Below are 12,326 nucleotides of genomic sequence, written 5' to 3'. Positions count from 1 at the left end.
TTCCGAGAACTACACCTCGCCCGCCGTGATGCAGGCCCAAGGTTCTCAGCTGACCAACAAGTACGCTGAAGGCTATCCAGGCAAGCGCTACTACGGTGGTTGCGAAAACGTCGACGTGGTCGAGCAACTGGCCATCGACCGTCTGAAGCAACTGTTTGGCGCCGAGTACGCCAACGTGCAACCCAACTCCGGTTCGCAAGCCAACCAGGCCGTGTTCTTCGGCCTGCTGCAGCCTGGCGACACCATCATGGGCCTGAGCCTGGCTGAAGGTGGTCACCTGACGCACGGCATGCCGCTGAACATGTCTGGCAAGTGGTTCAAGGTCGTGTCCTACGGCCTGAATGCCCAGGAAGACATCGACTACGACAAGATGGAAGCGCTGGCTCGTGAACACAAGCCCAAGCTGATCATCGCGGGTGCTTCGGCCTTTGCCTTGCGCATCGACTTCGAGCGCTTCGGCAAGATCGCCAAGGAAATCGGTGCCTACTTCATGGTGGACATGGCTCACTACGCCGGCCTGATCGCCGCGGGTGTGTACCCCAACCCAGTGCCTCACGCTGATGTGGTCACCTCGACCACCCACAAGAGCCTGCGTGGCCCACGTGGCGGCATCATCCTGATGCGCGGCGAAGAGATCGCCAAGAAGATCAACAGCGCCATCTTCCCTGGTATCCAGGGTGGCCCGCTGATGCACGTGATCGCCGGCAAGGCTGTGGCTTTCAAGGAAGCCCTGTCGCCCGAGTTCAAGGCTTACCAGCAGCAAGTGGTGAAGAACGCCGCCGCACTGGCTGACACGCTGACCAAGCGCGGCCTGCGCATCGTGTCAGGCCGTACTGAAAGCCACGTGATGCTGGTGGACCTGCGCCCCAAGAACCTGACGGGCAAGGAAGCCGAAGCCATTCTGGGCGCAGCTCACATGACCTGCAACAAGAACGGTATTCCCAACGACCCGCAAAAGCCGATGGTCACCAGCGGCATTCGTCTGGGCTCGCCTGCCTTCACCACACGTGGTTTCAAGGAAGAGCAAGCCGTGCAAGTGGGCAACCTGATTGCCGACGTGCTGGACAACCCGCATGACGAAGCCACCCTGGCGCGTGTCCGTGAGCAAGTGGCAGCGCTGACTCGTCAGTTCCCTGTCTATCGCTGATCAGATAGCTAGATGATCTCGATGAACCCGGCTTTCGGATCTGTATCCGGGCCGGGTTTTTTGCTTTTGTAGATCTTCGTTTTTGCAGGGAGTGGAAAGACGATGCGTTGCCCATTTTGTGGTCACCACGACACCCAGGTGGTCGAGACCCGGGATTCTGATGAAGGTGACTCGACCCGCCGCCGTCGCAAGTGCAATGGTTGCGACAAGCGCTTCACCACGTATGAACGCGCTGAAATCGAGTTGCCCGCGATCGTCAAACGCGATGGCCGGCGTACGGATTACGACCGAGCCAAACTCAAGGGCTCCTTGATGATCGCGCTGCGCAAGCGGCCGGTGAGCGCCGAGGCGCTGGAAGGTGCTCTGGAGTCGATTGAAGCCAAGCTGCGCCAATGCGGCGAGAAGGAAGTCGTCTCGACGCAGTTGGGCGAGTGGGTCATGCGCGAGTTGCGCAAGCTCGACAAGGTGGCCTATGTGCGCTTCGCCTCCGTTTACCGCAGCTTTGATGATGTGAGCGAGTTTGTCGCGGCCATCAAGGAGACGGGGAACAAGAGAGGGGCTAAGTTGGAATCCGACGAATGAAAAAAGGCCCGTCTGGGCCTTTTTGTTGGGTGCTTGCTGGTAGTGGTTTGGGCTTATTTCCAGCAGCGGGCGACGTCGTAGCCGGTGGAGGCGTTCGTGAGCCCTTTGACGCCGGTCGACGTCAACGTGAGGTCACCACATGCATCGTTGGCCATGATGCCCGTGCGCGTGGCTGTGAGCGTGTAGTTGAGACCATTCGCTGCAACGGCTACGCTGACGGTGTAGTTGGATGGGCTGGGAACGCTGGACAGCGATGGATTGCCACCACTGGCGTCCGTAAAGCTGTTGTTCGCGGCATACCAGCGTTGCATGAACTGCGACGCCTCCTGCAAGGACTTCTGGGCTGTTGCCCTGCGTCCGCGTGCCACGTGCTCCGTGTAGCTGGGGTAGGCGACACCAGCCAGGATGCCCACGATGGCCACGACAATCATGAGCTCCACCAGGGTGAAGCCGCGAGCGCGAGCTTGAAGGGGCGCTCGTTTGCTCAGGAGAGGCTCGCGCATGTTGAATGCAGGTACAGACATGGTGTCAGGGGTGTGGAGTAGAGATCAGTTGGCGCCAGACGCGTTTCCATGAGCCGGGCAATTGGATGGACTGTTTTTCGCCCGTGCGAATGTCAATGATCTTGCCGTCACCACCCGTCAACGTTGTGCCTTGTCCGTCGGTTGCCGTCCTGTATCCAAACGCGATGGCGTCTTTCGACTTGTCGACCGCACCATCGCCATCGGTGTCGATGATCACTGTCTTGTCATACGTGCCATCCATCAATGTGGGCAGGATCCAGCTGAAACCTTCGCCATTGTTGTCGCAGGTTTTTGCTTGTGCCGTGGTGACGGGAACGGTGGTATTGAACAGCACAAAATCTCGCAAAGGCGTACCGGGGTATATCAGCCGTTGGCCGGCGGCCTGGGTCAGGTTGATGAACCAGCCTCGGCTTTGTGCGTAGTCCACTTTGTTGAACTCCAGTCCATAAAAGACGCGTTCGCTGTTGGATGCTACGGGCGTGCTCTTGATAACTTGTTCAATCAGATTGGTTGTCGTCAACCCGGTTGCCGTGCCCGTGCTGTCCGTTGCCTTCTCCCATACCCCGTAGAGTGATTGCTGAGAGGCGTCATCGCTGTCGGCCTCGTCATACAGTTTGCCGGTGCCGAAGGTGATCATGTAGCCACCAAGTGGGTGAGACATGACGCTTGGTGCGGCTGTGATGGGTTGAGGTCGGCCCGATGAGTCAATCGCGGTTGTGAACAGATGGGTCGTCTTGAATTCAGCTGGGTTTCCTGCCCCGAAGTCAAAGTGCCACAGCCGACCTTTCAAGTCGCCAGCCAGTACGCCAACAACCTGCTGGTTGCTGTTCTTGACAAGTCGCACGGCGCCCAAACCGTTGTCTGTGGTTTCGTCCGTGATGATTCTGCTGACCGTGCGGGTCTTGAGATCGATCATCATCAGTACGGCGCGGCCTTTGTCGCTATATGGGCCATTGCCCACAAAGACCTTCCAGGAACCATCCGGCATGACGCCGACCTGTGCTGCGCCCATCATGTAGCCCAAGTCTTCATCGTTGTCGCCAGACTTTTCCCACATGACCGATGAGGTACCCAGGCTTGTGCCTGGTGACACATCGAGCGCAAAGATGGCCCTGCCACCTGCGCCCATGGTGCCCACCACGATGTTTTTCCACTGAGAATTCAGATAAATATCGCTTTCTGTCAGCGGGCCATCGACCGTGAACTGGTGAGGATTGCTGTCAGTGCCGTAATCGCGCCGGGCCAGCTTGCCCAGTTTGCTCAGCGCCGCATGGGGCACGTACGCAAACACCTCTTGTCCGCATGAGGCGGGGGATGTGGTGCCAGTGTCATTGCATTGCGCCACAGTGGGATCTGCGAAGGCATGCAACATGCCGTCATTGGCGCCGGCAAGTATGAGGCGTGAGCGTGCTGCCTTTTGCGCGCGGAAGTCCGCATATCCTGGGGCAACACCTTGAGGCAGCAAGTCGTAGAACAGGTTGACGTTGCCTTGCAGCACCAACGGTGTCGAGTTCACGAAATCACCGAGCTTGCTCTCGCGCTGGCGAAACAGGTTCAGTTTTAGTGCAGTGTCTTCATTGCTGCTGTCACCTCGAACGTAACTGACCAGATCTGTGCCTGAGGCGCCAGTGGGCAGGTTCTGGCTCAGCAGGGTGCGGCTGGCATCGTCGAGGCTGCTGGCGCCAATTATCTGGTTGTCTGCTGACCAAAAAAAGTTGACGCCAATCGGACTTGTACTGTCCGAGCCCACAATCGTGACAATGTTGCGATTGGCTGGTGCCGGCAAGTGTGCGGAAGCACTCCATTTCGGGGTGTCAGACGATACGCCCTTGGCGTCCAGGCTGTATGCCTTGAGATCACCAATCCATTGTTCCGTGGTGTATTCAGGTACGTACTTGAGATTGCCTGTCGTCGTTGTCAGTGCGGCCGTCGCAACCCCCGCCTGTTTAAGGCCATCTCGCCGAGCGGCGCGATTCAGCGCAGTGGTCAGGGCCGAGCTCAACTCGCTGGGCTTCTTGGCGCTGAAATACTGGCCTCGCGTGTTGACTGCCGCATGCAGCAGGTCATCGACTTTTTGCACGCCAGAGTCAGGTGCAGACCACCAACCATTTGCCTGCACGAAATTCACGAGATTGGTGATGCTGTCATTGGGCACGGAGCCCGTGATGCCCAGGCCAATGGGCAGTTGAACCAGGTGCTGCCAGAACGCGGGATCCTGACCTGGTGTGTTGTTGCCAGCTGGGACCTTGTTGTCCAGCCCGTACGAAATCAGCCGACCACTTGCATCATATTGATTGACGGCAATGTCGGCCTTCCAGTACTTCATGGCCACATCGGCCAGCGTGTTGGATTTATTGTCTGCGTACAGGCTGTTGCTGGCGTCGCTTGCCTTGTACGTGAAGGGCTTGTTGCTGGGGCCCGTAATGGTGAGGCCATCACTGCCGTCCACGTTACCGACGCTAGGCTCGCTATCGTTGTAGTAACCGTCAGTGACCAATACGTTGTAGGCGCGGCGGCATGCCAACATGGCGTTGGTTGCTTCGTAGGTATTGGAGCCTGGGTCACTGGCCCATGCGCTGCCTGAGTCCGTGCGCGAGAAATAGTCACCCACGCCCTGCAGGGCTTTGCGCAATGGTGTGCCCTTGTTCAAGGTTCGAAAGGCTCGGATCCAGTCTGATAGCTCGGTTTTTCGCTGTGCGTTGAGCAGGCGAACGCCTGACATCACGTGCGTGGTTGATACCCCATCAACATTGGTGGCTGTTTCCTGGTGGATGGTTGCCAAGCCTGTGCGAATCTTGTCGTTATCCAGGTTGATGAAGGCTTCAGGAATGGCCGCCTGCGCCATGTGCAGGCGAGTGCGGTAGTAGACAAACCAATTGGCGAAATTGCGGCGTTCTTCGTCTTGCGTGCAAGTGGCACCCAGGCAGTCATCACGGTTTGGGTATTTGGTGAAACTGGTATCCGTGTTGATGTCGAATTTTTTGTAGCAGCTACCGTAGTTGGGGTCAGCAGGGCTGGCGCAACCCGCCAAACTGCTGTCCAGCAGGTAGTAGAGGCCTGGGCTGAATGATTTGACCGTGCCGCCATTGGTGCCGCGACCACAATCCAATTTGCCTGGGTTGGTGCTGTTGGCCTCGTAGGGGGGCTTGGTGCACCAATAGGTCTTGATATTGGTGGGGGCCGCCGTCAGGTCGGCGTATGTGCTGGCGTCTGTCGCAATGGCGTTGGTCGGATCAAAGAAAGCCATGCTCGGTACCGCGTCCGGGAACCGCACTTTGGCCTGACTGCTCGGGTCAATTTTGAGCCAGGGTTTATAGTGAATCTTGGGGTCGTAGTAGAGCGCATTGACGTCCGGTGAGCGCATCTGCATCTGGATCAGGGGAGCTGTATCCGAAGCATCACCTGGGATGACGCCGCCATCACCCAGCCAGCGCCCATCACCCGGGTCGAAGCGTGTGTCCTTGGGGTGCAGGATGGGCGAGGTGTTGCTGGGGAAGGTGACTGTTCCCCCCGCCACCGTGAACGGGCCTTCCGGGATGTAGGGGAAGATCATCGACCACGATGTGTCGAGCGTCAGCATCACGTTGGGTGCTGGTTGCAGGCCCTTGCTGATCAGCGGATTTTGCGATGGCGCTGTGGCATTGGCCACGGATGGCATCAGTGCAGCCTGTAGCAAAGCCACCATGGCCAGCGTGATGGCATGGGGGCGAGCCAGTTGAGTTGACAGCGCTTGATGTGTACGTTGCATGCGGTTCTCCTGCACTTGTGGTGGTGCTGTCAGCTTCTTGCCAGGGTGGATTGCAGCCAGACCACAGCGCCTCGCTGGGTTTTGCCGTTGGCATCCGCCTGATAGTCGGGGCTGAAGCCGCGTGCGGTAACGATGAATGTGTTGTTGTTCAGTGGGCTGAACTCAGCCATGCACTGTGGGGCCCGGTTGGTGCCAGTTGAGGTTTGCGCTGCTGACCGGAAGTCGGCTTCGCCCAGGTTGAGGGCCGTTCGGCTGGCGCCTTCCCAGTTGCCGAAGGTCTTCCAGGCGGGCGCCGCCTGGTTGGCCGCCTGAATCTGTACGGTGCCATTCTTGACGCCTTCTTCGCAGAACCGAAGGGCTGTTTCGGCGAACTGTTTGGCCAGTTGCTCGAGTCGCGTGTTGTTGCTGATCAGATCCGCGTTGGCTGCCTGGCGCATGGCCGATGCCGATACCAACCCGATCACCACCAGCATGATGAGAACAATCAGCAGTGTGACCCCACGTTGAGTGCTTGGTTTTTGCGCGCGGTGCGGCTTGATGTGTGTGTGAGTGTGAGGTGATGTCATGGCTAACCTCAGTTCTGGAAGATGCGGTTGTTCAACACAACGGTGGTCGTGAAGGCGCGGTACAGGCGGCGATCAGTCGTGGGGGTGCTGACGCCGTTGCAGTTGAAGTAAGGTGCGGGCGTGTCCAGGACAGGGTCGCGGCTCTGGATGACCAGGCACAAGCGTATGGATACCACTTGATCCCAATTGCCGTTGTTCATGTCGCCGACCTGATTGGCGCGGAGGTACCTGGTGGCCACTGTGCCTCGTGTGCCCGTTGGCGAAGGCGTTGCCACACCGTACCAAATTTGCATCTGGGCGACGTTGTCCACCAGGGGTTGGGAGACGGCACCATCGTTTCCTCGGCAGCTCAAGGCGTTGTCGGCGCTGATGAAGAATCGGTTTTCCGCGATGTTGTAGTTGCCCAGCGGGTTGGTGGTGACAAGCGGTACGCCGTTGCCCAGGCAATCCGTTGGTGTGGTGGCGGTATTGGCGACCGTGTTGTCTTGATCAGCTTCGTACAAGACGATCAAGGTGTCGTTGCCAGTGCCCGCAGCGTTGTCGCAAGCGATCTGGTGTTTGGTGGCATCGGGATCGGTACTGCTCAGAAAGTTGTCTTTGGTGATCGAGTCCACACCAAAGCGGCAGCCAAAAACGGGGTGCCCCGTATAGAGCTTCACCATGGCGTTGCTGGTTGGTTCAAGGACCATTCGGCTGTAACCTGCCATGGCGATGTGGTTGCGCATCAGGCTCAGCGCCAGGCTGGCGTCCTCGCTCATCTGTGACAGTGCGCTGCTGCCTTTGCCGGCAAAGCCCGATGTGGAGTACATGGCCAAGCCCGCCCCGATCACGGCCAGGCCGATCACCATGGACACCATCAGCTCTACCAGCGTCAGGCCCATTTGCGCCCGAGGGCGATGAGAATGCGGCAACGGGCTCATATGGCGATTCGGAAATAGACGCAGCGCACGGTGCTGGGCTGGTTGTAGTTGGCTGGGCAGTTATCGGCGGCCTGGTTGGATGAACTGCTTGGGTCCGTCCAGACGATCCAGATTTCTGCATTGGCGTTTGCAGCGTCAACGACGACGCGAGCGGTGCCTTGCGGCAACTGCTGAAACACCGTGCGAGCCCAGGTTGCCTTGTCGTAGGCCGCCATCTGGTTGAAGGCGCAAGTGGTGGCGCCGTCTGCGCAATCTGTGCCGGGTGGGTTGGGCAGCGTTGGGGCAGCGTAAGCGCCGCTGCTCAGGTAGTCATAGCCCGTTGGGCCGGACCTGACTTGGCCGCTAGGGTCATTGGCACGCATCCGGTCGCCCAGATCATTGGCCAGCAAGGTGGCCACGGTGCGGAACTCACTGGTCTTGCTGTACTGAACCGCGTTGACCTGCATGGCGGCCATGGCCAACACACCCAAGGACAGCAGGAGGACCGACACCAGCACTTCAACCAGGGTGGCGCCCGTCTGATTCCGCCAGCGGTGCTGGCTATGGCTCATGCTCATGATCAGCAGGCTCCCTTGTTGATTTGTACGCGGCCCGCCACGCTCAGGACCACACAACGGTTGTTGGCCGCTTCTGTTGCCTGGCTGCCGGTCAAGTGGGGGTGAACCTGGAAGCTCGCAAAGCTGGCCAGCGCCATGCCATTTTGGGTAAAGGAAATGACGGCAGCGCCACCATTTGACGCGATGCTGCCTGAGGAGTTGAAGGCCTGTTGAACCTTCACAATGGTTTCTCCGGCGTTATAGCTCCGTGCGGGGGCGGCATCGTCCACCCAGACCAGCCAACCCTGGCTCCAGTCTGCTGCGCCTGCGGCGGCGCAAACAGGCACAGCCGCGGCGGGGTCGGCGCTGGCGCACATGCTGACTCGAACCCCTCTTTTGATGGCCTCCGAGCGGGCCAGGCGAACAGAAGCAGCAAAGGCTTCTGCCTGGCTGTCCACCGTCCGTTGGATCAGGAAGGTTTGCAGTTGGGGGGCACCAATGGCGAGCAGGATGACCAGAATGGCCATCGTCATCAACAGCTCTATCAGCGTGAAGCCCCGCTGCAGCGCAGCGCTTCCTCCGGAATTTCGGTACTTTTCCATACTTTTGATTATGGGTTGGCGTGTGCGCACCATCTAGTTGCAGCGCCGACCAGTGGTTGCCTGGGACCGACAGGCGGTAGGCTTGGGTCAAAATGGCACTTCAAACCCCTGTTTCAAGGGGTGGGTCAATGCGGATTTGACGGGTGACCAGAAAACATGGATGACGACTTTCTTTTGCGGGCGGTGGGCTTGGCTGCTCAAGCCATTGGCTTGTCGGAGCCCAATCCCCGCGTGGGGTGTGTGCTGGTGTCGCCGTCGGGTGAGGTGCTGGGGCAGGGGCATACACAGCAGGCCGGTGGGCCGCATGCCGAGGTCATGGCTTTGCGCGATGCCGAGTCGCGCGGCTTGTCCGTGGCTGGTGCCACTGCCTATGTGACGCTGGAGCCCTGTGCCCACCATGGCCGCACACCGCCTTGTGCCGATGCCTTGGTGCGGGCCGGCCTGGGGCGGGTGGTGGTTGCGTTGATGGACCCCAACCCTTTGGTCGGTGGCAAGGGCGTAGCGCGCCTGCGTGACGCGGGTATCGCTGTGGATGTGGTGCCGCCGACGCATCCCGCGGCTGTGGCAGCCTGGGAGCTGAACATTGGGTTCCTGTCGCGCATGGTGCGCCATCGCCCTTGGGTGCGCATGAAGATGGCAGGTTCACTCGATGGACGAACTGCGTTGGGCAACGGGCAGAGCAAGTGGATCACGGGTGAGGCTGCTCGCTCGGACGGGCAGGTGTGGCGCGCGCGCGCTGGCGCCGTGCTGACCGGCATTGGCACGGTGCTCGCGGATGATCCCCGCCTGGATGTGCGCGCGATCGAGGTTTTGCGCCAGCCCTTGCGGGTGGTGCTGGATACCCACTGGCGTACACCGGTTGATGCGCGCATCTGGGATCAGCCCGGTGACGCGCTGGTGATGGGGATGCCAGCGCAAGACACCGACCCAGCCGCACATGCCCGCTATCAATCCCTGGTGGATGCGGGCCGTGCGGTCGCGGTTATGCCGCTTGATGAGCGCCGTGCCATGGCAGGCGCGACTGCGAACGAGGGCAGTCAGCGCCTGGATCTGGATGCCGTGCTGGCGGAATTGACCAGGCGGCAGATCAACGAACTGCATGTCGAGGCCGGCGCGCGCCTGAACGCGGCATGGATCGCTTGCGGCCTGGTTGATGAGTACTTGATCTATCTGGCCCCCAAACTGATCGGGCCTGGCCGTGCTTTGGCCGATTTGCCCGCGCTGAGTGATCTGGCCGAGGTCACCACCTTGTGCTTTCATGATGCGCAAATGGTGGGCAATGACCTGCGCGTGCTGGCTCGTCCTATCGGGGCTGGCGCGTTCTGAGCGGGGGCGGGGCGCTCGAATGGCGCCCCAAAGACACGAAAGCCCCCGCAATCCTTTGTGGCAACCCCGTGTTTTCCCCCGAAACAGGGCGCCGGCCCGCCTACAATCGCGGGATGCCCATTTCACCCATCCCCGAGCTGATTGCCGAACTCGCCGCTGGCCGCATGGTCATCCTCGTCGATGAAGAGGACCGCGAGAACGAAGGCGATCTGGTGCTGGCGTCTGATCACGTCACGCCCGAAGCGATCAATTTCATGGCCAAGTACGGCCGTGGCCTGATCTGTCTGACCCTGACGCGTGAGCGCTGCGAGCGGCTGCAATTGCCGCCCATGGCCACCCGCAACGGCACCAAGCATGGCACGGCGTTTACCGTGTCCATCGAAGCCGTTGAAGGCGTGACCACGGGGATCTCGGCTGCTGACCGTGCACGTACCGTGGCTGCAGCCGTGGCGCGTGACGCCAAGCCCACCGATCTGGTGCAGCCTGGTCACATCTTCCCGCTGCAGGCGCAGGATGGCGGCGTGCTGATGCGCGCAGGTCATACCGAAGCCGGTTGTGATCTGGCTGGCATGGCCGGTCTGACGCCTTCGTCCGTGATCTGCGAGATCATGAACGACGACGGCACCATGGCCCGTCTGCCTGATCTGGAGATCTTCGCCAAGGAACATGGCATCAAGATCGGCACGATCGCCGACCTGATCCAGTACCGCAGCCGCAACGAATCGCTGATCACCAATCTGGGCAAGCGCACGATGCAGACGCCCGAAGGTGAGTTCGAAGCCAATGTGTTCCGGGATCGCACCGGTGCCTTGCACCTGGCGCTGACGCTGGGCAACTGGACGCAGGACGACGAGGTGCTGGTGCGCGTGCACGAGCCCCTGTCCGTGCTGGACTGGCTGGATGCTGGCAACCGCACGCACTCCTGGGCGCTGCCCAAGGCCTTGTCTGCTGTGCGTGAAGCCGGCCGTGGCGTGATCGTGCTGCTCAATGCGGGTGATGACACCGAGCAACTGGCCGAGCGCCTGCTGCCCAAGAACCCCATGCAGGCGCCCAAGACACCAGTGGACCTGCGTACCTACGGCGTAGGCGCTCAGATTCTCAAGACGCTGGGCGTGCACCGCATGCGCCTGATGGGTAACCAGCAGCGTCTGCCCAGCATGGTGGGCTATGGCCTGGAAGTCACCGGCTTCCTGACGGCTGATGGCCAGACCCTGGCGCCATCACACTGAATTTTGTTGGGATCGCGCGCTTTTAGCTTTTAATTTCGCTCTTTCTGTTTGAAACCTCGCTCTTTATCTGGAATACAAAACTATGCAAGGCGCTGACAAAGGACAAGCCGGTCGCTTGGACGGCAAGGATCTGCGTGTCGGGATCGTTCAGGCTCGCTTCAATGACGAGCTGACCTCCCGCATGGCCTCTAATTGCATCGACGAACTGGTCAAGCTGGGCGTGTCTGCCAAGCACATCCAGCACGTGACGGTGCCTGGCGCGCTGGAAGTGCCTGTGGCGCTGCAAGCCATGGCCGACAGCGAGCGTTTTGACGCGCTGGTGGCTTTGGGCTGCATCATCCGCGGCGAGACCTACCACTTCGAATTGGTGTCCAACGAAAGCGGCGCAGGCGTGACCCGCGTCAGCCTGGATCACCATGTGCCGGTGGCCAATGCGATCCTGACGGTCGAAAATCAAGAGCAGGCCGAGGCCCGCGTGGACGAAAAAAGCCGTGACGCCGCCCGTGTGGCCGTCGAAATGGCCAACCTGCTGGATGACCTGCTGTGAGCCAAACGCCTGAATCCAACGCCAAGCCGGATGCGCCCCTGGAAGGCCGTCCCGCCCGTAAATCGGCTTCCGGTGCACCTTTGCGTGACCGTGCCAAGTCTTCGCGCCGCCGTGCCCGTGAGTTCGCGCTGCAAGGCCTGTACGAATGGCAGATCAATACCCGTGACGCGGGTTCGGTCGATGCCCACATCCGTGAGCAAGACGAATTCGCCAAGTGCGATCGCGCCCATTACGACGCCTTGCTGCACGGTTGCATCGAGCAAAAAGCGCAACTGGATGCGGCATTGCTCAAGTTTCTGGACCGACCTGTCGAAGAATTGTCGCCTGTCGAGCATGCTGTGCTCTGGATCGGTGCGTACGAACTGACGCACTGTCTGGATGTGCCTTACAAGGTCGCCATCAATGAGGCGGTCGAGCTGGCCAAGAGCTTCGGTGGTACCGACGGGCACAAGTACGTTAATGGCGTGCTGGACCATCTTGCGCCCAGCCTGCGCCCTGACGAGGTCAAAGCAGCGCGTCCTGCCAGGAAGTAAAGGGCGTCTTATCGGGGTATCTGGTACGTGTCAGAGCCAACTCAACCAGCGGTCACGCAGCCTTAT

At 60.1% G+C, this 12,326-nt stretch carries 12 protein-coding genes; 6 read left to right on the top strand and 6 right to left on the bottom strand.

What is annotated here, in order from left to right:
- Both glyA and nrdR read left to right on the top strand, forming a co-directional pair.
- A partial coding sequence (gene glyA / locus EPO09_RS04845) for a serine hydroxymethyltransferase (RefSeq protein WP_290640729.1) occupies window positions 1–1,147 on the top strand: 1,147 nt, incomplete at its 5' end.
- Between the two features lie 102 nt (window positions 1,148–1,249).
- Window positions 1,250–1,729, top strand: coding sequence for a transcriptional regulator NrdR (nrdR, locus tag EPO09_RS04840; protein ID WP_290640727.1), 480 nt, complete (start codon window positions 1,250–1,252; stop codon window positions 1,727–1,729).
- Window positions 1,730–1,782: 53 nt separating this feature from the next.
- Here nrdR and EPO09_RS04835 read toward each other — a convergent pair whose 3' ends face one another.
- The 6 genes from EPO09_RS04835 to EPO09_RS04810 all read right to left on the bottom strand — a co-directional run bounded on the left by EPO09_RS04835 (window position 1,783) and on the right by EPO09_RS04810 (window position 8,625).
- On the bottom strand, window positions 1,783–2,253 hold the full coding sequence (locus EPO09_RS04835) for a type IV pilin protein (protein WP_290640726.1): 471 nt from the start codon (window positions 2,251–2,253) through the stop codon (window positions 1,783–1,785).
- 4 nt (window positions 2,254–2,257) lie between these two features.
- Window positions 2,258–6,001 (bottom strand): PilC/PilY family type IV pilus protein, encoded by a 3,744-nt coding sequence (locus tag EPO09_RS04830; protein WP_290640724.1) that lies wholly within the window; start codon window positions 5,999–6,001, stop codon window positions 2,258–2,260.
- Between the two features lie 29 nt (window positions 6,002–6,030).
- Complete coding sequence (locus EPO09_RS04825; protein WP_290640722.1) at window positions 6,031–6,474, bottom strand: hypothetical protein; 444 nt, start codon at window positions 6,472–6,474, stop codon at window positions 6,031–6,033.
- Between the two features lie 101 nt (window positions 6,475–6,575).
- Window positions 6,576–7,487 carry a PilW family protein gene (locus EPO09_RS04820; RefSeq protein WP_290640720.1) on the bottom strand — a complete coding sequence of 304 codons (912 nt, stop codon included), beginning with the start codon at window positions 7,485–7,487 and terminating at the stop codon, window positions 6,576–6,578.
- Window positions 7,484–8,044, bottom strand: coding sequence for a type IV pilus modification protein PilV (pilV, locus tag EPO09_RS04815; protein WP_290640718.1), 561 nt, complete (start codon window positions 8,042–8,044; stop codon window positions 7,484–7,486). Before pilV ends, EPO09_RS04820 begins: the two co-directional genes overlap by 4 nt.
- A gap of 2 nt (window positions 8,045–8,046) precedes the next feature.
- Entirely contained in the window at window positions 8,047–8,625 is a 579-nt protein-coding gene (locus EPO09_RS04810) for a GspH/FimT family pseudopilin (RefSeq protein ID WP_290640716.1), read from the bottom strand.
- 156 nt (window positions 8,626–8,781) lie between these two features.
- On the opposite strand from EPO09_RS04810, the gene ribD reads away from it, so the two are divergent.
- The 4 genes from ribD to nusB all read left to right on the top strand — a co-directional run bounded on the left by ribD (window position 8,782) and on the right by nusB (window position 12,260).
- Window positions 8,782–9,951: a bifunctional diaminohydroxyphosphoribosylaminopyrimidine deaminase/5-amino-6-(5-phosphoribosylamino)uracil reductase RibD gene (ribD, locus tag EPO09_RS04805; RefSeq protein WP_290640714.1), complete on the top strand. Its 1,170-nt coding sequence runs from the start codon at window positions 8,782–8,784 to the stop codon at window positions 9,949–9,951.
- A gap of 113 nt (window positions 9,952–10,064) precedes the next feature.
- Window positions 10,065–11,180, top strand: a complete 1,116-nt coding sequence (gene ribBA / locus EPO09_RS04800) for a bifunctional 3,4-dihydroxy-2-butanone-4-phosphate synthase/GTP cyclohydrolase II (protein ID WP_290640712.1) — start codon at window positions 10,065–10,067, stop codon at window positions 11,178–11,180.
- An 82-nt stretch (window positions 11,181–11,262) separates the two neighbouring features.
- A complete protein-coding gene (gene ribH / locus EPO09_RS04795) occupies window positions 11,263–11,727 on the top strand; it encodes a 6,7-dimethyl-8-ribityllumazine synthase (RefSeq protein ID WP_290640711.1) in 465 nt (154 codons plus the stop codon).
- Between the two features lie 38 nt (window positions 11,728–11,765).
- Window positions 11,766–12,260: a transcription antitermination factor NusB gene (gene nusB / locus EPO09_RS04790; protein ID WP_290640731.1), complete on the top strand. Its 495-nt coding sequence runs from the start codon at window positions 11,766–11,768 to the stop codon at window positions 12,258–12,260.
- The last annotated feature ends 66 nt before the right edge of the window (window positions 12,261–12,326 follow it).

The sequence above is a fragment of the Aquabacterium sp. genome (assembly GCF_004297345.1).
Classification (GTDB): Bacteria; Pseudomonadota; Gammaproteobacteria; order Burkholderiales; family Burkholderiaceae_C; genus Aquabacterium.
This window is presented reverse-complemented; position numbering and strand designations above follow the sequence as displayed.

What these genes read in the sequence shown, in the direction of transcription:
- nrdR (WP_290640727.1), top strand. Translation starts at nt 1,250, where the DNA reads ATGCGTTGCCCATTTTGTGGTCACCACGACACCCAGGTGGTCGAGACC.
- EPO09_RS04835 (WP_290640726.1), bottom strand. Translation starts at nt 2,253, where the DNA reads ATGTCTGTACCTGCATTCAACATGCGCGAGCCTCTCCTGAGCAAACGA.
- EPO09_RS04830 (WP_290640724.1), bottom strand. Translation starts at nt 6,001, where the DNA reads ATGCAACGTACACATCAAGCGCTGTCAACTCAACTGGCTCGCCCCCAT.
- EPO09_RS04825 (WP_290640722.1), bottom strand. Translation starts at nt 6,474, where the DNA reads ATGCTGGTGGTGATCGGGTTGGTATCGGCATCGGCCATGCGCCAGGCA.
- EPO09_RS04820 (WP_290640720.1), bottom strand. Translation starts at nt 7,487, where the DNA reads ATGAGCCCGTTGCCGCATTCTCATCGCCCTCGGGCGCAAATGGGCCTG.
- pilV (WP_290640718.1), bottom strand. Translation starts at nt 8,044, where the DNA reads ATGAGCATGAGCCATAGCCAGCACCGCTGGCGGAATCAGACGGGCGCC.
- EPO09_RS04810 (WP_290640716.1), bottom strand. Translation starts at nt 8,625, where the DNA reads ATGGAAAAGTACCGAAATTCCGGAGGAAGCGCTGCGCTGCAGCGGGGC.
- ribD (WP_290640714.1), top strand. Translation starts at nt 8,782, where the DNA reads ATGGATGACGACTTTCTTTTGCGGGCGGTGGGCTTGGCTGCTCAAGCC.
- ribBA (WP_290640712.1), top strand. Translation starts at nt 10,065, where the DNA reads ATGCCCATTTCACCCATCCCCGAGCTGATTGCCGAACTCGCCGCTGGC.
- ribH (WP_290640711.1), top strand. Translation starts at nt 11,263, where the DNA reads ATGCAAGGCGCTGACAAAGGACAAGCCGGTCGCTTGGACGGCAAGGAT.